This window comes from Nitrospinota bacterium, from assembly GCA_016235255.1.
Classification (GTDB): domain Bacteria; phylum Nitrospinota_A; class UBA7883; order UBA7883; family JACRLM01; genus JACRLM01.
Map to the genome: position 1 here is coordinate 18,495 of JACRLM010000062.1, position 18,618 is coordinate 37,112.

Annotated in this window: 19 protein-coding genes; 7 read left to right on the top strand and 12 right to left on the bottom strand. The window is 56.1% G+C overall.

Annotated features, from left to right (window positions below):
* Both HZB29_07690 and HZB29_07695 read left to right on the top strand, forming a co-directional pair.
* On the top strand, positions 1 to 1,026 hold the full coding sequence (locus HZB29_07690) for an SGNH/GDSL hydrolase family protein (protein ID MBI5815478.1): 1,026 nt from the start codon (positions 1 to 3) through the stop codon (positions 1,024 to 1,026).
* A gap of 112 nt (positions 1,027 to 1,138) precedes the next feature.
* Positions 1,139 to 2,662 carry a B12-binding domain-containing radical SAM protein gene (locus tag HZB29_07695; protein ID MBI5815479.1) on the top strand — a complete coding sequence of 508 codons (1,524 nt, stop codon included), beginning with the start codon at positions 1,139 to 1,141 and terminating at the stop codon, positions 2,660 to 2,662.
* A 30-nt stretch (positions 2,663 to 2,692) separates the two neighbouring features.
* Here the strand turns inward: HZB29_07695 and HZB29_07700 are convergent, their stop codons facing one another.
* From HZB29_07700 to HZB29_07710, 3 genes are read right to left on the bottom strand one after another with little or no spacing between them, the layout of a single operon-like run.
* On the bottom strand, positions 2,693 to 4,285 hold the full coding sequence (locus HZB29_07700; GenBank protein MBI5815480.1) for a B12-binding domain-containing radical SAM protein: 1,593 nt from the start codon (positions 4,283 to 4,285) through the stop codon (positions 2,693 to 2,695).
* Positions 4,285 to 5,268 (bottom strand): lysophospholipid acyltransferase family protein, encoded by a 984-nt coding sequence (locus tag HZB29_07705; protein ID MBI5815481.1) that lies wholly within the window; start codon positions 5,266 to 5,268, stop codon positions 4,285 to 4,287. The genes HZB29_07700 and HZB29_07705 overlap by 1 nt, the downstream gene beginning before the upstream one ends.
* A 39-nt stretch (positions 5,269 to 5,307) precedes the next feature.
* The gene (locus HZB29_07710) at positions 5,308 to 6,921 is read right to left on the bottom strand and encodes an alkaline phosphatase family protein (GenBank protein ID MBI5815482.1); all 1,614 of its coding nucleotides are present in this window, start codon (positions 6,919 to 6,921) and stop codon (positions 5,308 to 5,310) included.
* A gap of 406 nt (positions 6,922 to 7,327) precedes the next feature.
* Here HZB29_07710 and HZB29_07715 point away from each other — a divergent pair, with 406 nt between their 5' ends.
* Complete coding sequence (locus HZB29_07715) at positions 7,328 to 8,254, top strand: hypothetical protein (GenBank protein MBI5815483.1); 927 nt, start codon at positions 7,328 to 7,330, stop codon at positions 8,252 to 8,254.
* A gap of 21 nt (positions 8,255 to 8,275) precedes the next feature.
* Here HZB29_07715 and HZB29_07720 read toward each other — a convergent pair whose 3' ends face one another.
* Positions 8,276 to 9,715 carry a flippase gene (locus tag HZB29_07720; GenBank protein ID MBI5815484.1) on the bottom strand — a complete coding sequence of 480 codons (1,440 nt, stop codon included), beginning with the start codon at positions 9,713 to 9,715 and terminating at the stop codon, positions 8,276 to 8,278.
* 185 nt (positions 9,716 to 9,900) lie between these two features.
* On the opposite strand from HZB29_07720, the gene HZB29_07725 reads away from it, so the two are divergent.
* Positions 9,901 to 10,488 (top strand): hypothetical protein, encoded by a 588-nt coding sequence (locus tag HZB29_07725; GenBank protein ID MBI5815485.1) that lies wholly within the window; start codon positions 9,901 to 9,903, stop codon positions 10,486 to 10,488.
* Between the two features lie 23 nt (positions 10,489 to 10,511).
* Here HZB29_07725 and HZB29_07730 read toward each other — a convergent pair whose 3' ends face one another.
* The gene (locus HZB29_07730) at positions 10,512 to 11,615 is read right to left on the bottom strand and encodes an RtcB family protein (protein ID MBI5815486.1); all 1,104 of its coding nucleotides are present in this window, start codon (positions 11,613 to 11,615) and stop codon (positions 10,512 to 10,514) included.
* A gap of 243 nt (positions 11,616 to 11,858) precedes the next feature.
* On the opposite strand from HZB29_07730, the gene HZB29_07735 reads away from it, so the two are divergent.
* Positions 11,859 to 12,218 carry a hypothetical protein gene (locus tag HZB29_07735; protein ID MBI5815487.1) on the top strand — a complete coding sequence of 120 codons (360 nt, stop codon included), beginning with the start codon at positions 11,859 to 11,861 and terminating at the stop codon, positions 12,216 to 12,218.
* Positions 12,219 to 12,259: 41 nt separating this feature from the next.
* On the opposite strand, the gene HZB29_07740 is transcribed toward HZB29_07735, so the two are convergent.
* Genes HZB29_07740 through HZB29_07755 form a run of 4 tightly spaced genes read right to left on the bottom strand, consistent with a single transcriptional unit; the run spans position 12,260 to position 14,056 of the window.
* Positions 12,260 to 12,580 (bottom strand): XRE family transcriptional regulator, encoded by a 321-nt coding sequence (locus tag HZB29_07740; protein ID MBI5815488.1) that lies wholly within the window; start codon positions 12,578 to 12,580, stop codon positions 12,260 to 12,262.
* Positions 12,577 to 12,939, bottom strand: a complete 363-nt coding sequence (locus HZB29_07745; GenBank protein MBI5815489.1) for a type II toxin-antitoxin system RelE/ParE family toxin — start codon at positions 12,937 to 12,939, stop codon at positions 12,577 to 12,579. Before HZB29_07745 ends, HZB29_07740 begins: the two co-directional genes overlap by 4 nt.
* A gap of 41 nt (positions 12,940 to 12,980) precedes the next feature.
* Entirely contained in the window at positions 12,981 to 13,661 is a 681-nt protein-coding gene (locus tag HZB29_07750; GenBank protein MBI5815490.1) for a YafY family transcriptional regulator, read from the bottom strand.
* An 11-nt stretch (positions 13,662 to 13,672) separates the two neighbouring features.
* Positions 13,673 to 14,056 (bottom strand): VOC family protein, encoded by a 384-nt coding sequence (locus tag HZB29_07755; GenBank protein MBI5815491.1) that lies wholly within the window; start codon positions 14,054 to 14,056, stop codon positions 13,673 to 13,675.
* Positions 14,057 to 14,265: 209 nt separating this feature from the next.
* Here HZB29_07755 and HZB29_07760 point away from each other — a divergent pair, with 209 nt between their 5' ends.
* Positions 14,266 to 14,469 carry a CDGSH iron-sulfur domain-containing protein gene (locus tag HZB29_07760; GenBank protein ID MBI5815492.1) on the top strand — a complete coding sequence of 68 codons (204 nt, stop codon included), beginning with the start codon at positions 14,266 to 14,268 and terminating at the stop codon, positions 14,467 to 14,469.
* Between the two features lie 30 nt (positions 14,470 to 14,499).
* The gene (locus HZB29_07765; protein ID MBI5815493.1) at positions 14,500 to 15,795 is read left to right on the top strand and encodes a citrate synthase; all 1,296 of its coding nucleotides are present in this window, start codon (positions 14,500 to 14,502) and stop codon (positions 15,793 to 15,795) included.
* A 21-nt stretch (positions 15,796 to 15,816) separates the two neighbouring features.
* Here the strand turns inward: HZB29_07765 and HZB29_07770 are convergent, their stop codons facing one another.
* The 3 genes from HZB29_07770 to HZB29_07780 form a co-directional block, all read right to left on the bottom strand.
* The gene (locus HZB29_07770; protein MBI5815494.1) at positions 15,817 to 16,773 is read right to left on the bottom strand and encodes a radical SAM protein; all 957 of its coding nucleotides are present in this window, start codon (positions 16,771 to 16,773) and stop codon (positions 15,817 to 15,819) included.
* A gap of 74 nt (positions 16,774 to 16,847) precedes the next feature.
* Positions 16,848 to 17,867 carry a dimethyl sulfoxide reductase anchor subunit gene (locus tag HZB29_07775; GenBank protein ID MBI5815495.1) on the bottom strand — a complete coding sequence of 340 codons (1,020 nt, stop codon included), beginning with the start codon at positions 17,865 to 17,867 and terminating at the stop codon, positions 16,848 to 16,850.
* Between the two features lie 19 nt (positions 17,868 to 17,886).
* Entirely contained in the window at positions 17,887 to 18,618 is a 732-nt protein-coding gene (locus HZB29_07780) for a 4Fe-4S dicluster domain-containing protein (protein ID MBI5815496.1), read from the bottom strand.

Sequence of the window (18,618 nt, forward strand, 5' to 3'; positions counted from 1 at the left end):
TTGGCTGATGGCAATGGCGACCGCTTAAAAAAATTCCTGACGAACGCTTCGTTGGCCGTGGCGAGTATCATCCTGGTCCTTGCCGTCACAGAAGGCGCCCTGCGGAGCGCCAGGATATATAAGGATATCAGCAAGGGGCGCAAAGTGTGCCGCTTGAGCTCAAATCCCCGGATAGGCTTCGAATTTATTCCCGGATTCACATGGAAATGGTTGCACGTGAACTCCTACGGATTCCGCGGGCCTGACTTCGGCCAGATCAAGCCTGAAAATGTTTTCCGCATCGTCGTCCTTGGCGATTCCATCGCCGTGGCGCCTTACCTGCCGGAAGAACACCTTTTCGCGAATGTCCTCGCACGAAAACTCAATGGAAATGCGCCAAAGACCGTCCGATATGAAGTCCTCAACGCCGCCGTGGGCGGTTATGACACATGGCAGGAACTTGAAGTCTACAAGGAAAAAGTCCGCGCTCTCAAGCCCGACCTTGTGATACTCGGAATCTGCCAGAATGATTTTGTGAAAAACGGGAACCTGTCCACAGACTGGGCCGGTATCGTGCGAGGCGACCTGGACGTGGACGAGAGCGGCGAAAAGCTCGCCGCCGATATCATGATCTACAGAAAAATCAAGCAGGCCATAAGGACGCTGAACCTGGCGAATGCAAGCAAAGAAGATGCGGGGAGATACCTTGCGCAATTGGCCCCGACATTGTCGAAGTTGTGGAACGAGGGGGGCAAGCCGCTTGCCGAACTGTCCCTTGCGCTTAAAAACGACGGCGTCAAATCGCTTTTCGTAATATTCCCCTACAAGTTCCAGATGACGGAAAGCGGCCGCAGGTCATCGGATGAGCGATTCATGGAATTCTGCGAGCAGGCCAACCAGCCTTGCCTGGACCTTTTTGACGTGTATAGATCAAACAGCGATGATTTATACATAAAAAACGACCACATCCATCCGTCAGTTAAAGGACACGAAATAACGGCGGAGGCGATATACCGCAGGATTAAAGACGCCGGATTTATTGAATGATCTCAAGGCCAAGCAAAGTGTCGGATTGCATTGAAAATGCGGAGTTGCCGCTCCTTCTTGCCACGGCGGGTTGGGGCGCGTAAAATATATATTTTGCAGAGGTTTTAAATTAATGCGAGCGCTTCTTATCCGCCCGCCCTATTCGCGGCTGAAAAAGACCGGGCAGGCGCCATATTTCCCGCTTGGAATCGGATATATAGCCGCCACGCTGGAAAAGGCCGGCATAACGGCCGCTATTTACCATGCCGAAAATCCCAGGCTTCCCGAAGAGCGGATAATAGAGGACGAAGAGGCGGTTTTCTATCAGCGGTCGGCAAGCCAGAAAAGATATTTCGAGGCTTTGGACAACGACTCCCACCCCATATGGGAAGAGGTGCGGCAGACAATCAGGGATTTCAAACCCGATATTGTGGGGATATCGGTGCTGACCGTCGAAGTCGGCTCCGCCCTTAAAATCAGCGAAATCTGCAAGAAATATAACCCCTCGCTGCCGGTGGTGTGGGGGGGTGTGCACCCGACCTTCAATCCGGGCGACGCGTTCGTGAACGGGACGGTGGACTTTGTTGTGCGCGGGGAAGGGGAGGAGACCTTTCTGGAGCTATGCCGCAAGATCGAAAAAGGCGAGAAAGATTTTAGCGGAACTCATGGCGTGAGCTTCGTGAAGGAAGGGAAAATCGTACACAATCCCCCGCGCGCCCTGATCGAGGATGTGGACACGATACCGTTCCCCGCGTCGAACCTTATCCTGTATCCAGAATCGTTCGACTATAAATCGATGGGGAGCATGATCGCCTCCCGGGGATGCCCGTGGCGGTGCGCCTTTTGTTCGTCCAGGCTTTTCTGGGAGAAGAAGCTGCGGTTGCGTTCGCCGGAAAACATCATCGAAGAGATCAAGGCCATCAAGCAAAAGTACGGCGTCAATTACATCATGTTCTGGGACGATTCGTTCTCCGTCAGCAAGAAGGTGGCCATCAGGTATTGCAAGCAGATAGTTGAGAGCGGGCTGAATATAACGTGGCGCACGGCCACCCGGGCGGACCTTGTGGACGATGAGCTGCTTTACTGGATGAAAAGGGCCGGCTGCGTGAAGCTGGAAATAGGGGTGGAGACCGGAAGCCCCAGGATGCAAAAGCTCATAAAAAAGGATGTGGACAACGAGCTTGTGCGGCGCGCCTGCTCGATGATAAAGAAAAGCGGAATCGCGGTTGGCGCTTTCTTCATGGCCGGATTTCCGGAAGAGACACTCGATGACATGGAGCAGACCTTCGCCCTGATGAAGGACCTCAACCTTGAGGAAGTGGCGTTCAACATCGTCGATCCGATGCCGGGGAGCGACCTTTTGACAAGCGCCGTGAGCCTGGGGCTAGTGGACGCGGGGGCCGACTGGAGCAGGTTCCGTTTCTGGCCGGACAGGCATTTCATGGCGCATGTGCCGCCGGAGGCCTTTAACCAGAAGGCCAAGGAAATGGGCGCCTGGGTATATAAACACAATAACGATTTCTCGACAAAGTTCAGGAAGCTTAAAAGCCGTGTCTGGTTCTACATACGGCACGACCCGAAGACCCTGGCCATCAAGACGGCGCAGTATATCGGCCGGAGGATGCGGGTGCGAAAACTGAAAACCGGCGGCTATTAGGCGTTACGAAAAGCCGCGGATACGCGCAGGTCAGGACATCCGAGAAGTGACGCTGCGGATGTATTTGAATATCCGGGAAAAATCACCCCGAGCCAAAGCCCTGATCCCTTTGGAGACCACGATAAGCCCTTCTGTGATCCGGTAAAGCGAGGTATAAAGCCCTGAAAGCCAAGGTTTGTCCATTGTCTTGGCAAGCGGCTCCCATGCAAGCGCGTGGATGATCCACCGGGGGAACCGGGAGAAACCGGCCAGGTACATCAGCATGTTCACATACGTCCCCTTGGGGGTGTGCAGATGCTTGGAGAATATCTCCCTTATCTCATCCTCCTCGGTCTTTATTATGCCGTCCGCCTTGGCCCGGGCGTAAAGCTCGGTGCCGGGAAAGCAGACAAGCGACGCCCTCTTCAGCCAGAATGGCGCGGGAAGTTTCAGCACTGTCTTTAGCGTCTGGATATTGTCCGCCGGCGTCTCCCACGGATTGTCCAGGATCACGTGGTAGCACGGCGGCGATATGCGCCTGCCGTGGTTGTGGAATATTCTGGCCGCCTTGAGTATGGCCTCGTCGGAGGTCTTCCTTTTGTACAACGCCTTGGCGCTGTCCGCGGTGGACTGGATACCCATCTCCACGAACGCAAGTCCTGCGTCCAGCAACGCCTCAACTTTCTCCTCGTTCACCGTGGCGGGGCTTACCTGGATGTGGAACGGCATCCCGATGGTCTGCTTATAGACCTTTGAAAATTCCACCACCTCCTTTGTGGGGCGGGCGAGGAACGTGTCGTCGAAAAGGAATATGCTTTCCACGAAGGGAAGCTCCTTTTTCACCCACAGCAATTCTCCCATGATGTGGCCGATGCTCCGTTTGCGAAGGTAGCGCTGGCCGGTGTACAGGTCGGCCAGGGTCTTTTCCGCGCAGAAGGTGCAGTGATGCGGGCAGCCCCGGGTGGTCATGGTCTTGTACGACAGCGTCCTTTTGTACGAGTCGTTGAAAGAGCCCTCGATGTGCGGCTCCATGGGGAACGAGCGCTTGAGAATCTCCTTGGTCACCGGCTCGAGCTTGCAGGTGATATTGTTGTATATATAGTGGCCGTCCGTGCCGAAATCATACGGCGGAAAAATGTCCAGGTCCTGCGCCAATGGCCGCAACGAATTCCTGGTGATCCTGCCGTCCTTTTTGACCCAGAGGTTCTGTATGTCCGAATAGTCCCGCCCGGCCTCGATCCGTTCCACCAGTTCGAGCATGGCCTCTTCCCCCTCGCCGACGCATACGATGTCGGCGAAATTCAGGCAATCCTCCGGCATCACGGTGGGGTGTATCCCGCCCACGGCAATTGGGGCGCCACACCCTTTTTTCACGGCGGCGGCGATCTGCTTCCCCCGGTCCAGGTAGTGGCTCATGAACGAAATGCCGACTAGCCCCGCCCCGGAGCAAAGTTCCACCACAGTGTCCAGAATGGACTTCTCGTACTCATACCGGAACCCGGCCTTGTGCTTGTATTTTTCAACCCCGCCGGGGAGGAAAACAAGGCGGACATCCTTGCCCTTGCTTTTCAGATAGGAGGAAAGGCCGCGTACACCGAAGGCCGCCACATCAGGCGGCGTGGGGGCGATCAATACTACTTTCATCAGGCTCCGATTCCGCGCAAAGCGCCTCCCTGTGCGGCGGCGTCCGCCGTGTCATACATGAACGGAGGCTCGCCGTATATTTCCATATGCTTGCGCCACGCCAGGAAGTTCAGGTAATGGCAGGGATACTTTCTGACGTATTCGTCCAGCCGGGCGGCGAACATCTGGATGTTATGTTTCAAGTCTGTGTCATAATCGCCGCCGGTATGAAGTTTAAGCGGTTCCTCCAAAATCATCCTGCTCCTGCCGTTTTTTTCTCTGATCATAAAGGTTGGCATTACCACACAGCCTGTGCGCATGGCAAGATCCATCGCCCCAGTGGAAAGCTGGAAAGTTTTGCCAAGAATGCCGGCGTGGACACGATTTTTGCCACCGCCACCATCAATTGCAATCCCTAATATATCATTACCTTTCAGGCAATCGTACGCTTTTCTTATGGACTTGAAGAGGTTGATGTGGGTGACTGGCAGGGATAGCTCGCACTCCATCCGCAGTTTGAGCGAGGCCTTTTCCATCCATGAAAACTTTCTTCCGGGCTGGATGTCCGCCCATGTGGTGGCGGGGGCGCTGATTTGGGACATTTTATAGCCCCTGTATCCGATCGCGGGCATTATCAACTGGTTTGCGCCGAAATGAGCGAACAGAAGCATCACCCCCCGCCCCTGTTTCAAGGCCTCGTCCAGCCTCCATAAGTCTTCACAGCTGGAAAAGTCGCCTATGTTGGAACGGTTCAGGCCGGGGTAAACCAGTATTTCAAACTCGTTGAGACAGTGGACCTGGCAGGCGCGTTTGGCCACGCGATTTGCATCGGGAATCCCGAACGCTCCGCACAAGCGTATGAAAGCTTTCCTTTTGTTTTTAGCGGCGCTATAAAGCGCGTATCCGGCAAGATGCGCCAGAGCGTGGATCATGCTCGCCGGCAACCTTCTTAATAGCCAGCGGAACGGCTTCCAGTAAAGCCACATCATCATATCTTTTAACATGGCCTTACGATCCGCTGGTCAACTTGCCGTTTCGGCGTTTCATTCCAGATATCCAAGCTCGATCATCTTTTGCCGTATCTGCTCGGCCTCGTCCTCGGAAAAATCCTTGGCCGATCCGGTCTTAGAAATGGCGTACTCACCGGCGGGACTTTCAACGGGCGCACCTTCGATCGCTTCACTTAGCACCTTGCCGTCGAACTCGTTGCTCACAGGCAGCCCCATCAGGTGGAGCGCCGTGGGGGTTACGTCCATCACGTCGGCCCCGGAAAGTTTCACCCCTTTTTTTACCTTCGGGCCGCGCATCATGAGCACTCCGTAATCGTCGTGCCTGCCGGACCAGCGATGGGCGAAGAACATTCCGGTGTTCTCCATCCTGTAATAGGCCGCTTCCGACGGCGATATGGTGTGATAGCCCATCTTGCACACCACCACTAAATCCGGTATCCCTTCAAGGCCGTCGGGCGAATGATAGATTTCTTCCCGCTTCTGGGCCGATTCGATCACTTTTTCGCCGTTGGCCGGATCCTTTATCTCAAGCAGTTTTGCGATAAGCTCGCCTCGCACGCGTTCATACTCGGCCCCGGGCTCCACCGTCCCCGTCTTTTGCCGCCCCTTCACATTGATGAACACGCCTCCGGCCGCACCTTCGGTGAAGGCCTTGGTGTTCGCCCAGTCCACCCCCCCGAAGAACCTGTTGATCTGTTCGTCCTTGTCCGGGGCGATTCCCAGCGCCTTGCGCTTTATCCTTTGGATGATAGAAGAGATTTTGGAAGGCGCGGCGGATTTGGCCGGATTGTCCGCATACGTTATATAGCCGTTCTCCTCAAGCCATGCTCCTAGGGAAAAGGCCGTGCGTAACGGGCCGAACCCATGGTCCGACACTATTATAAGCGTGTCTTCAGGGCCCATCCTGCGGGCTATCTTGCCGATGGATCCGTCCAGTTTCTTGTAAACGTCCCCGATCATGGAACCGTAGCGCCGCCTGTCGGCGTCGTTGACCGTCGTGTTCTTTTCGTCTATGAATTTCCAGAACTGGTGCTGGATGCGGTCCGTCTCCACATAGACCATGAACAAAAAGTCCGGATCGTCCTTGGCCAGAAGATAATCCAGCACTGCGTCCTTCTGCTCGATGGACTCATAGGTGGTCTTTATGACCCTTTCAAGGTTTTCTCCCTGCACCGCCTCGAAACGGTATTTGCCGAACCTTTTCTGCAGATCGCCCCGAAGCTCCAGGGGCCATGTGAAGTCGTCGGCCGATTCGGGGGTGAACATGCCGGTGATCATGAATCCGCCCACATGCTCCGGCGGATAGGTCAGCGGCACGTTCATCACGCCGGTCTTTACCCCCATGGAGTTTACGATGCTCCATATTGGCTCGTTCTTCCTGTATGTGGAATTCGCAAAACTCATGTGGTAATCGGGATGATGGATGAAAGCGTCGGCGATGCCGTGCCTGCCGGGATTGACCCCGGTGATTATTGAGGACCACGCCACCGGGGAGAAGGCCGGCACGGTGGATTTTAACGGGGCCCATGCCCCTTGAGCCATTACGGAGCCGATATTCGGTAATTCGCCGCGTTCCACCATGGGGGACACTATGTTGAAAGTGGCCCCGTCAATCCCGATTATGTATAAACGGCTTCTTTTCCCCATAACGTGCAACACTCAAAATGATCAAGGACTGGCTTTATGTCCGGTCATCGCAAACCAGACTTTGGCGTCAACGCCAACGGCGGGATGTCGTTCAACGGATGTCAGTCCACAAAACATCAAAACCGGCCAATTCAGGTAATTTTAATTTTGTGGAACTTTTTCAGCGCAAATCCGCATGGGCCGCTCCACCGTTCACAAATATAACATATGCCGGGAAATTCGCCCAAATTTCCGGGTTGATCGAATCTGCCCTCAATGGCAAACCGGCAACTAATGCCTGTCCATAGCAGGAAGTGCCACATCGCCTCCAGCTTGTTTTTAACGTATCGCATTGAAAAACAATGATTATTGTCTTGGCGCCACTGTTGCAAAGATGTCTTGCAGGACTATTACAGGAGATTTGAAGATGCTTCCAGTAGCTTCACAATTGTCGCTTGGCACGTTGGCCGCCTTTAACAGGGTGTGCCAGACCTCGAAGAGCTTGATCGCCGGAATCGACACAAACAGCGACAAGTCCATATCTTCAAGTGAAGCTCCATCGGATTTCGCCGATATTCTTTCGAGCATTGACACGGACAGCGACGGGGCCGCCAATTCAAAAGAGCTCACCGACGCTTATCTGGGCAAGTATCCGGATTCGCCGGCGAGCGGCTACGCTTCAAACATGGCGTCAAGCCAGAGCGCATCCACCGCAAGCACGGCAGACTCAGGTTCATACACCGATTCCCAGCAGGCATCACAACAGGCGGCAAGCGCATCCGCCTATCGCGCCATGGCCCCCGGCGTTCCGCCCATAAGCGAAATGATCGCCAAAAAAGACACCGATTCGGACGGCGCCCTTTCCTCCGGGGAACTTGGGCTGGACTCATCCGTATTCTCGCGGGTGGACTCCGATGGCGACGGAAAGGCGACCGGGCAGGAGCTTGCCGGCGCGTTGGGCGTGAAGAACGGCGCAGCTTCCATGATCTCGCAAAAGGACACGGACAAAGACGGCGGACTTTCCTCAAGCGAACTGGGGATTGATTCGGCCGTGTTCTCCACCATAGACACCAATGGCGACGGAGTGGCCAGCCAGGGGGAGCTTATCGACGCCTATAACGCCCGGCAGGCGGACATGAAAAATAAAATCTCGGCACTGGACACCAACGCCGACGGTTACCTTGCCGCCGATGAACTGAACGCGGATTCAACAACGTTTAACGACGCGGACAAGAACGGGGACGGTAAAATAGACAATGCCGAATTCGGGATATCGTTCAAGACGCTGGAGCAGTATACGTCCACGGCGTACAGCGAATCATCGAAGGGATCTACTGTGTCCGCCACAGCGTGACGGAGTGCCGGGGCAAGGCGGTCAACGCTCATCTTTCCCCGGCATGGCCAGGGCGCGCCGCAGGTTTTTGATTTCCGAAATGGACACTCCCCTTGTCATGAACAGCCCGGCCACATAGACCAACCCGCCAACGGCGGATGCCGCAAGGCCAATATGCGGCTTTAGCCAGAGCGCCGCCATAATGCACACCGCCGCCGGAATTCCCGCCTGAGGCGCCCATGACATGAACGAAAACCTCACTCCCTGTTTCATCAGGAACGCCACCGCGCACACCGGCATCAGGGTGTATGACGCCAAGGCAAGCCATGAGGCGGCGTGGAATCCGTATGCCGGAATGAACGCAAAGGCAAGGGCGGCATTGGCCGCAAGAACCACGGCGGCGCACATCACGCTGAATTTTTGCCGGTTCATCGCCACCAGCGCCCCGGAAAGCGGCAAGTCCATCCATAACGCCGGCAAGGCCCATGCAAGCACGGCCATGGCATAGGCGGAGGGGGCGTACTTGTCGCCATATACAAGCTGGGTCACTTCTCCGGCGAACGCCCACAAAATGGCCGCCGCCCCGGCGCTTATGAAGAACATGATCTTCACCGATTCGGAAAGTATCTTCGCCGCCGCGCCAAAATCCTTGTTTATCAGGCGCGACACCGCCGGAAACACCGCCATGGACAGCGCCATGGGGAGGATCTGGGACTGGATGACAAGGCCGTGCACAGCCTGAAAATAAGCCAGACTCTCCAGGTTTCCAAGCCATTTGAGCGCCAGGGTGTTCACGACGAAAAGGTTCTTGTACAGGATCACCGCGAAACCGACCATCATCGAGTGGGCGAAAAACGTCTTCAGATGGTCCTTGCGCACCAGCGAGAAGTCAACGCGCACCCCGTTTCGCCTCAATATGCCTCCGCCTGCGATAAACTGCGCCGCGTTGGAAAGCAGCGCGGCAGCGAAGAACCATTCATAGCCCCCCTTGGCGTATATCACCCCCACGGCCAGTATCCCGATGGAAACGGACTGGATGAACGTCAGTACAGGCATGTAGCCCATCCGCTCAATCCCCTGGAGCACCGATTTCTGCAAAAGCGTGTACCCTAGCATCGCCTCCGAAGCCGCGGCAAGAAGGACGATCCATAAAGGGATGGACCCGTTCTCCCCTATCATCCAAAGCGCGGCGAGCAGCGACGCCGCCAGCAGCGCCATGATCCCCCGCAATGCCGTGGCGGTGGAATATAGGGTGGAAGTGTCGAACGTCTTTTGAGCGATGTCCCGTGTCAGAATGTTTTGGACGCCAAAATAGCTCAACGCCATCACGGCCGCCGTGAAAGCTCCGATGTATGAATATGCCCCGAAATCCTCCACCGGAAGGTATCTGGCGATGACCATCAGCAGGGCGAAGGACACCGCTATCTGCAGAACCCGCGCGGCCAGGGCGAAAACAAAATTCCAAAGTATAAGCCTGATCATTTGGACATGTTGCCCGATTCTGTATTTGAATGCAAAAACTTAAGGATAGCCCATTGTCCGGCGCGGGAGGGGCGCCCGGGCTTTTCATTGGCTTAAAGGTGTATCTGGAATACAAATTCCCCAATTGTCCGGATGGTGTTAAATTTTTCCAAGAGTGGTGTTCACAGATGCTCCCAGAGGATGATATGACCATTTCACATTCAGCCATGCCTGCCGGATCCAGGGCCAAAGCCAAGGATGTTTCCACGCAAAGTCCGCCAAACGTGGACATATCGCTGGTCAAGTCCCCTGCCGTGGCGGCGCATCTTGGGAAAAAGACCATAATGGACTACGCCGGTTACCTCACAAATCTGGACTCCGGAGGTGACACCGCCCGCGAAAGGCTCATCCAGGAAGTGGCCATCGAGTATGTGAAGGCAAAACGGGACACCATACTGATCCTGCGGCTCCTTGTGGGGGACTATCATTCGCCCCAGAACATACTGGACGATTTTCTGGAAGTGGCGGAGCCAAAGGCTTTTCCCTATCACATATCCCCCACGGCGGTGATAGAGATAGTGAACATCCTGGAAAAAATCTACATGGTGGATCGCAAGGCGATAGCGGACATAATCCACGCCATACTGGACACCCCCTTTTTCCGGTGCGACATGGACGAGATATTCCGCAAGGCCATTAAGGCATACGTCATGCGCGGCGCCAAGTTCGCCGACGCGGTGATGGTCCACTGGGGATTCTGGACGGAGACGTTGCCCGCTTTCACCGACTCATAGGGGCATCGGCGCGGCCGCCTCTTTCAACCCTTGATGTTCACCACTGGTATCAGGTGGTGTTTCACCGTCACCATGTCCGCTTGCAGGCGCATGATCTCGAAAATGTCCTTGTACGCCGCCGGAGCCTCGTCCAGGGTGGACTGGGCCACCTTGGCGGTTATCCCTTCCAGTTGACGGCGGAAATCGTCCATAGTCAGCTTCGCTTTGGCCTGATTGCGGCTCAAGGCGCGCCCGGCGCCGTGGGAAGATGAGTTCAGGCTTTTCGGATTCCCTTTGCCCTCCACCACAAAGCTGCCGTCGCGCATGTTGCCCGGAATCACCCCGGCCATCCCCTCTTCGGCCTGGGTGGCGCCTTTGCGGTGTATCCACAGCCCGTCCTTTTCCTCGGCGTGGTTGTGGTTTCGGTTGATGAACTCCAGTTGCTCGGGCGCATCCCCCGGCTTTGCGTAATAATAAATCTCCCGCAACACCCGCTCGATGATTTTCTTCCTGTTTTCCAGCGCGAACTCCTGGCAGAACTTCATGTCCGTTATGTAATCGCGCCCCTCGCCGCTTTTGGTGTCAAATCCATAATGCCCCTCTTTGGCCTTTTCCGAGCCGGAGGCAAGCTTCATGTAATGCGTCGCCACGGAATGCCCCACGTTCCTGCTGCCGGAATGGACCACCACCCAAAGGTGTTTTTCCTCGTCGTAGCTTAACTCTATGAAATGGTTCCCGCCCCCCAGGGAGCCAAGCTGGCAAAGTCCGTCCCTGCCGAAGATCTTTTTCAAGGCGGGGGTCATGGGAATATGCTCGTGATTCCATTGCTCCGGGCGTTTGTTATGCGCAAAGCCTGTGGGGACGGCCCGGTATATGCTCTGGAAAATCTTTTCACGCAGGGGCATGATCTCGTCCACGGTCATCGGGGTCTTCACGGCGCACATGCCGCATCCGATGTCATACCCCACCCAGGCGGGGAGGATGACCCCCTCGGTTGCCACCACGGCTCCGATGGGAAGCGAATATCCCACGTGCGCGTCCGGCAGGAGCGCCCCTTTCACCACAAAAGGCTGGTCCATGGCGGAGTGGAACTGCCGAAGAGTCTGGTCGTCCGCCTTTTCGGCGAAAATATTGTAATTGCGGCTCATCTGGCTTTGTCCATATGGCAAATGGTGATCCTTTCCTTATATTGATTATATCCCTCCACCCCGCTGGGCGGGTTTTTAAACATTTTTTTGAAAGCCGTTAAAGTTTCACCCAATGGCGCCGAAAAGACAATCAGGGCGTCACTGTCCATTTGACGCCGGTGGTGTCATGTACTTTTGATGGCGGTGGTGTCATGTACTTTTGATGGCGGTGGTGTCATGTACTTTTGATGGCGGTAACTGAAAATGAGAGTCAGCGTAATGGCCCCGGCCAAGACCGAGCAGCACCCCGCGTGGGTGAAGCTGTTCGGTTATGTTCAGGCGATGGGCAACTGCGTGATTTCACGCCTGGTGATCCAGGACAGGGTGCCGATCTTCATGGAGCAATCCTATGAGGACATCAGCCTTTCCGGCAACGGTCACGGGAAGTACAGCCCCGCCCAGCCAGGCCTTGGCTCCTTCCGCGTGATGGAATTCAGCCCCGGATGGTCAAAACTGTTCGCCATCGCCACGGACCTTGTCTATTGCGAGTTCCACGACTTGAAGTTTGAGAACGGCGCGCCGACGCATATCGGGAAACTGGTGAACAAGGAGAAGCTGGTCTAATTAAATCTGTGCCCAGCTACGGCCTCAGAATCCATCCATTCTCACGAAAACACGACAGTCATGTGACCGCCATGCCGGCGGTGGGGCGGGGTCTTCACCACGATCTCTACATCCTTGCCGAGACGGGCGAGGCATTCGAGCATCTTGCTTTCGGATATGCCGCGGAATTTGCCGCGTAGCATGTTTGATAACTTGGATTGCGGCATGTTGAGGATTCCAGAGGCTTCCATCTGCGTCAACCCGCGTTTTTTGATGATTTCGCCGATACCAGCCGCCAATCGGGCCTTGACGAGCATCTCCCCGGCGTTAGCCATGCCCAAATCGGCGTAAACGTTTTTTGAACCTTCTTCCACATCTTTCATTTTTTCCCCCCGGCGTGCTTTGCCGCCAGCTTCAACCGCTCCATTATCAAGTCCATATCCCTCTTGGGCGTTTCCGCTCCTTTGCGTGATTTCTTCTGGAAGCAGCTCAACACATATACCGCGTTGGCGAATCGAACCGTGTAAACAGCCCTGTATGTGGCTGCGCGCCAATCTTCCACCACTTCCATTACACCGGCGTTCCCGAAGCCCTTTAACGGCTTTGTCTGCTCGTGTTTTCCTCCGGTCTGCGCAAGGTAAAGAGCATAACCGAAAGTGTCGAGCACCGGCGCTGGCATTTGAAGGAGGTCCTTCTTTGAGGAACCGATCCATATAAGCGGCTTAGGCTCAAAGGCGCTCATGAATTAATTATATCCAAATGGAGATAATTGGCAAGCTGTAATCATTCCACCCACGCGCGTTTCAAAAAGTCCTCCAGTGTCTTTCCCTTTTCATCCTTAAAGACCTCCTTGCGGACGGTTGCCGATAAAATCCTGTCCACCCGGAATGTCCTGAAGTCTTTCCGGAGCTCGCACCAGGCCGCCAGGGTCCACACCTTCCCCCAGAAATAAAGCCCCAGCGGCCGGATCACGCGGCGGGAACCGGCGCCCTTTTCATCGCTGTACCGCAGCGCCACCCGCTGGGAGCCGTTTATGGCGGAGTGAAGAACGTCCAGCATTTTGCGAAGGTCATGGCGCTCCGGAAAAGAGAGGGAGAAGACCTTGGTCTGTTCCAGGCTGTTGGAAAGGTGGGCGGGGAGGACGCTCTGGATTTTGGACAGCGCCATGGCGGCTCCCCGTCCGTGGGCCATGCCGCCCCACGCTTCCACCATCCTCGCCCCGATGATCAGCGCGGCGATCTCCTCTTCGTTGAACATCAACGGCGGCAGGTCGTATCCGTTCCTGATGGTGTAGCCGACGCCCGCCTCACCCTCTATGGGAACACCGGAAAGGGTGAGGTCGCGTATGTCGCGGTACACTGTGCGTTCGGACACTTCCAGCCGCTCGGCAACTTTGGCGGCGGTGACGACACGGCCGGAGCGGAGAAGCTGGACGATCATGAAAAGCCTGTCCGCCCGGCGCATCGTATTCCCTTTCAAATGGCGTCGTGAAAGCCCACCTTGTTCCCTTCCGTGTCCTCGATAAGGACGTAGGAGCCCATGTCCATTGGCAATTCTATTACGGGGCCGAGAACCTTTCCACCGGCTTGCTGCACCCGTTTGATCGCGTCGTTCAAAAAGCCGTCGGTATTCAGATAGACCACCACGCCGTTTTTCCCCCCGGCGCCCTTTGGGTCTTCCTTCACGCACCCTGTGGTTTCGTTGCAATCCGAATAAGGGAAAACCGCCATTTTCACCGGCATGGCTTTGTCCGCCGTCAGCTTTGTAGCGAAAACCTTTTCATAGAATTCCACCGCCCGGCCAAAATCCTTCGCCGGTATTTCAAACCACACCGCTGTGCTTTTCCTTTTTTCCTTCATCGTCGGGATCCTCCATAAGTAATAAGTGTATGCGTGAACTGTAGCGGACCGCTCCTGACAGCGTTGTGTCAGGAGTGTTTGCGAGGGGGATAATTTTTACCTTATGGCGTAAAATCCGGAGGGTGGCTATAATACGTCATTCATTCCATAAAGGGGAGGCTCGGGCCGTGGCTCAAGAACCGAAAGTCGTCCAGAAAAAGCCGTTGGTGATGGATATGGAACCCGGGTCATACTGGTGGTGCGCCTGCGGCCAGTCGAAGAAACAGCCGTACTGCGACGGTTCCCATACCGGGACGGAGATATATCCTAAAGAAGTGCATATAGCGGAGAAGGGAAAGGTTCCCTGGTGCATGTGCAAGCACACCAAGACGCCCCCATGGTGCGATGGGGCCCATACGAAGCTTCCGGAATAAAAACAAACCACACTTTTTGCGGAGCCGGCGATGCCAAAGGACACAGTCACCATAACGGACAACTCCACCGGAAAAACTGTTGAGCTTCCCATAAAGCGGGGTTCCCTGGGCCCTTCAGTCATAGACATCGGCAAGCTGTATTCGGAACTGGGGATGTTCACTTATGATCCCGGCTTCATGAGCACCGGCGCGTGCGAAAGCTCCATCACGTTCATAGACGGCGACAAGGGGATATTGCTTTACCGTGGCTACCCTATCGAGCAGCTTGCCGATCATAGCGACCATCTGGAGGCATGCTACCTGCTGTGGTACGGCAGGCTCCCTTCGCAAAAGGAGCTGGAGGAATTCAAATGGATCATCTCGCACCACTCGATGGTGCACCAGGGGCTGCACAACTTTTATAACGGCTTCCGGCCGGACGCCCACCCGATGGCGATCACCGTGGGGGTCGTAGGCGCCCTTTCCGCCTTCTATCACGACTCGCTGGACATATGGGACGAGCGCAGCCGCGAAATATCCGCCCACAGGCTTTTGGCGAAGATCCCGACAATCGCCGCCGGGGCTTTCCGCTATTCGCGCGGGGAGCCGTTCGCCTATCCGCAGAACCCGCTTTCATACGCGGAAAATTTCCTGCACATGATGTTTTCCTTCCCAACTGAACCGTACAAGGTGAACTCGGTTGCGGCCAAGGCGCTAGACCTTATTTTCCTGCTTCACGCCGACCACGAGCAGAACGCCTCCACCTCCACGGTGCGGCTGGCCGGGTCGTCCCAGGCAAATCCCTTCGCATGCATATCCGCCGGTGTGGGCACCCTGTGGGGCCCGGCCCACGGCGGAGCCAACGAGGCGGTGATAAAAATGCTTGAGCAGATAGGCGATCCGAAGAACGTGGAAAGCGCCGTGGAACGCGCCAAGAACAAGAACGACTCTTTCAGGCTCATGGGCTTCGGCCACAGGGTTTACAAGAATTTCGACCCGAGGGCCAAGATCATCAGGAAAGCGTGCATGGACGTGCTGGCGGCCATGAAGGTGAACGATCCGCTGTTCGAGATAGCGTTGAAGCTGGAGGAAGCCGCCCTCAAGGACCCATATTTCATCGAGAAGAAGCTGTATCCGAACGTGGACTTCTATTCCGGCATCATCCTTCGCGCCATAGGCATCCCCACCAGCATGTTCACTGTGATTTTCGTCATCGGCAGGACCATCGGCTGGATCAGCCAGTGGAACGAGATGTTAAAGGAAAAAAGCCTGAAGATCGGCCGGCCGCGCCAGCTTTACACCGGCCCGCAAACGCGCGATTACGTGCCGCTGGCAAGAAGGCCGTAAATACCTCGCTGGACCATATGGTCAGCCGAGGAAGGAAACCGCTGGATTGTCTGAAGGGGTCCGGGGGATTGAGCACGCCGAGCGGCGGTGCATCGGCTTGGCCATGGCTATCTTCACGCACCATTGCGCCAATTCCTCGTCCGAAGGGTCCTCCTCGAAAAATGCGTTCAGGCTGACCTGCGTCAGCACGCCTGTGCATACGGACAGCACGCCATCCGGGGATAGCCAAAACCTGTCACACGTGCCGCAGGTCCTGCGGATGTCCGAAGTGAGGAGCTTTAAATGCGTGTCCGTTCCTTTGATCGAGTATCGCGCGCCGGGCTTGGACTTGGCTTCTATTTTTTCAAGTTTAAATTTGGACTCCAGCCGGGCCAGAATCATGCCGGAGGTTATGGCGTCCTTGTCCCCGTCGCATTTGAACGGATCTTCCACAAAAAGGTCCGTCCGGCGCTCCACGGCGAAGTCCATCATGCGCTCGATGCCGTCTATGGTGGCTTCGGCGTGTATGGTCATTTTTATGGTGACCGGTATTTGACGCTCCAGCGCCGCGTCCAGCCCCGCCAGCGCCGCCGCAAGGCCGTCCGATCCGGCGATGGAGGTGAAAACGTCCTTGTCCAGCGATGGAATCGTTATGAGCAGACGGTCAAGCCCGGCGTCTTTAAGCCTCTCAACGAACGAGGGGAGGAGAGCGCCGTTGGTGGCCATGGTCACTTCATCGAATATCCGGCCGGAAGCAAGCCCGGCGACAAGATCGACGATGTCCGGCCGCAAAAGAGGCTCCCCGCCGCCCGTTATGCGCACGCGTTTGAGCCCCAATGTGCCCATCATGCGCAGGAACCTTAGCAGATAGTTTGTGGGAAAAAGCTCATATGCGGGCGCGGGGGCGCCTGCGGCGCAATGCGGACAGGCGTATTGGCACGTCCCGCTTGCCGCGATTTGTATTAGATCGACCGACCGGTTGAATTTATCAGGTAACATAAAACCCACTCATTTAATTATCCCCCCCGCGGCCACTGTTGTCAATGAAACCGGGCGGGGTGGGGGATGGTGGATCAACGTTTGGGAACCGGAGTCCCCCGTTTTGCCGCCTGCAACAGCGGGTTGGCGCCCTGCTTTACCATGAAATTGCCATAGTACAGGTTCTGGACATGATTGGCGTCCGCGAAGAAAAACCATCGCTCCGCAAAATATCCCAGCATCATCACCGCCGCCACGGCCGGGGCGGCCGTCCCGTTTTCCCCGCGAATTAGCGGCATATAGTCGGCCATCAGCGCGATGAACGGCCCGGCGTAGAGCGCCGTCATAACGAATATGCAGATGGAGCCATGGCGCTCCCTGTGCTTGCTGTAATTATATTCTTTTGTGTTGTAGTGATCGTAACTTGAACCAAAGTCCATAAGCCGCACGGTGGAACTGTTCACCCCCAGAGCCGTCTGGACGGACAGGGGGGAATATATCCGGCGATTGCTGATCAACGACAGAAGCTTTATGATCCCGCCCGCCGCAATCACCCCCAGCGCCGCGCGAAGGAGGGCAAGGGTGATAACGGTGTCCGCAACCGAAAGCTCCATCACCGAAAGCGCAATGGCCGAGCCCGCCGAAAGGCCGGTGAATATGAAATTGAGCGGAGTATATGCGTTGGCCCATTCCCGGATAAAGCGCACCTTCGCGTACACCATCCCGGACGAGATGAAAAGGACGGCCGCCACGACACAACCGGCGATTCCCACCAGCATCCGCGCCTTGACAGGATATCCGGCGTACGCGGCGATTCCATACAGCGCCACAAGCCCCTGGAACGCCGGGAGCGACACAACCTCGCGCGAAAGCCACGACTTGCGCCATTGGAGCATCGCCTTCCATCCCCGCTCCGGGTGGGTCAGATGGAAAAAGGAGGCCAGCGTTCCCGCCACCGTCAGCATTAGCGCCACCGCCGAGCCCGCCACCAGCACATCGCCAGGAAGCCCGCCAGCGGCCGCGGCGCGCATATCGCCCCCCACAAGAAAAATAAACAACCCCTGCCCCGCTCCGGCCAGGACGGTCAGTATCACAAGCGACATTTCAGGATGCATATTCGTTTCTCCTTAAGTCTTATCCGCCCAGGCTTACGTCTTCTATCACTGTTTCTTCAATGTTCACGCTGCGGCGGACAGTCTTGATGGTCTCCTGCCTGCGCACGGTTATCTGTTCCTCGTTCACGGTCACTTTCACTTTCCTGCGCGGCAGGTAGTGGTTGCTCGGATTTGTCCCGGCTTCGGGCATGAGTTTGTATCCCATCCCGTCGCGGATGGCGATGGAAGCTTCCGACGCGGGGTCGTTGATGTCCCCGAATATCCTGGCCCCGGAAGGGCAGGCCAGCGCGCAGGCTGGCTTTCGCTCTTCTTCCGGCAGGGCCGCGTCATATATCCTGTCCACGCACAGGGTGCACTTTTTCATCACCCCCTCCGCCGCGTCGAACTCCCTGCAGCCGTACGGGCAAGCCCATGAACAGTACTTGCACCCGATGCAATCGCCGTAATTGACCAGCACCACGCCGTCCTCCAGCCTTTTGTGGGATGCGTTGGTGGGGCACACTTCCACGCAGGGGGCGTCGGCGCAATGCAGGCACGATTTGGGGAAATGCAAGACCTCCACGTTAGGGAACTCGCCTATCTCGTAAGTCTGCACCCGGTTGAACCACACGCCGTCCGGCTTTTCGCCATAAGGCTTATTGTCGGTCAACGGGCCGAACTGTCCGGAAGTGTTCCACGATTTGCAGTTGACCGCGCAGGCATGGCATCCCACGCACTTGTTCAGGTCTATCACCAGCGCCAGTTGCGTCAT

What these genes read in the sequence shown, in the direction of transcription:
- HZB29_07695 (MBI5815479.1), top strand. Translation starts at nt 1,139, where the DNA reads ATGCGAGCGCTTCTTATCCGCCCGCCCTATTCGCGGCTGAAAAAGACC.
- HZB29_07700 (MBI5815480.1), bottom strand. Translation starts at nt 4,285, where the DNA reads ATGAAAGTAGTATTGATCGCCCCCACGCCGCCTGATGTGGCGGCCTTC.
- HZB29_07705 (MBI5815481.1), bottom strand. Translation starts at nt 5,268, where the DNA reads ATGTTAAAAGATATGATGATGTGGCTTTACTGGAAGCCGTTCCGCTGG.
- HZB29_07710 (MBI5815482.1), bottom strand. Translation starts at nt 6,921, where the DNA reads ATGGGGAAAAGAAGCCGTTTATACATAATCGGGATTGACGGGGCCACT.
- HZB29_07715 (MBI5815483.1), top strand. Translation starts at nt 7,328, where the DNA reads ATGCTTCCAGTAGCTTCACAATTGTCGCTTGGCACGTTGGCCGCCTTT.
- HZB29_07720 (MBI5815484.1), bottom strand. Translation starts at nt 9,715, where the DNA reads ATGATCAGGCTTATACTTTGGAATTTTGTTTTCGCCCTGGCCGCGCGG.
- HZB29_07725 (MBI5815485.1), top strand. Translation starts at nt 9,901, where the DNA reads ATGACCATTTCACATTCAGCCATGCCTGCCGGATCCAGGGCCAAAGCC.
- HZB29_07730 (MBI5815486.1), bottom strand. Translation starts at nt 11,615, where the DNA reads ATGAGCCGCAATTACAATATTTTCGCCGAAAAGGCGGACGACCAGACT.
- HZB29_07735 (MBI5815487.1), top strand. Translation starts at nt 11,859, where the DNA reads ATGAGAGTCAGCGTAATGGCCCCGGCCAAGACCGAGCAGCACCCCGCG.
- HZB29_07740 (MBI5815488.1), bottom strand. Translation starts at nt 12,580, where the DNA reads ATGAAAGATGTGGAAGAAGGTTCAAAAAACGTTTACGCCGATTTGGGC.
- HZB29_07745 (MBI5815489.1), bottom strand. Translation starts at nt 12,939, where the DNA reads ATGAGCGCCTTTGAGCCTAAGCCGCTTATATGGATCGGTTCCTCAAAG.
- HZB29_07750 (MBI5815490.1), bottom strand. Translation starts at nt 13,661, where the DNA reads ATGCGCCGGGCGGACAGGCTTTTCATGATCGTCCAGCTTCTCCGCTCC.
- HZB29_07755 (MBI5815491.1), bottom strand. Translation starts at nt 14,056, where the DNA reads ATGAAGGAAAAAAGGAAAAGCACAGCGGTGTGGTTTGAAATACCGGCG.
- HZB29_07760 (MBI5815492.1), top strand. Translation starts at nt 14,266, where the DNA reads ATGGATATGGAACCCGGGTCATACTGGTGGTGCGCCTGCGGCCAGTCG.
- HZB29_07765 (MBI5815493.1), top strand. Translation starts at nt 14,500, where the DNA reads ATGCCAAAGGACACAGTCACCATAACGGACAACTCCACCGGAAAAACT.
- HZB29_07770 (MBI5815494.1), bottom strand. Translation starts at nt 16,773, where the DNA reads ATGTTACCTGATAAATTCAACCGGTCGGTCGATCTAATACAAATCGCG.
- HZB29_07775 (MBI5815495.1), bottom strand. Translation starts at nt 17,867, where the DNA reads ATGCATCCTGAAATGTCGCTTGTGATACTGACCGTCCTGGCCGGAGCG.
- HZB29_07780 (MBI5815496.1), bottom strand. Translation starts at nt 18,618, where the DNA reads ATGACGCAACTGGCGCTGGTGATAGACCTGAACAAGTGCGTGGGATGC.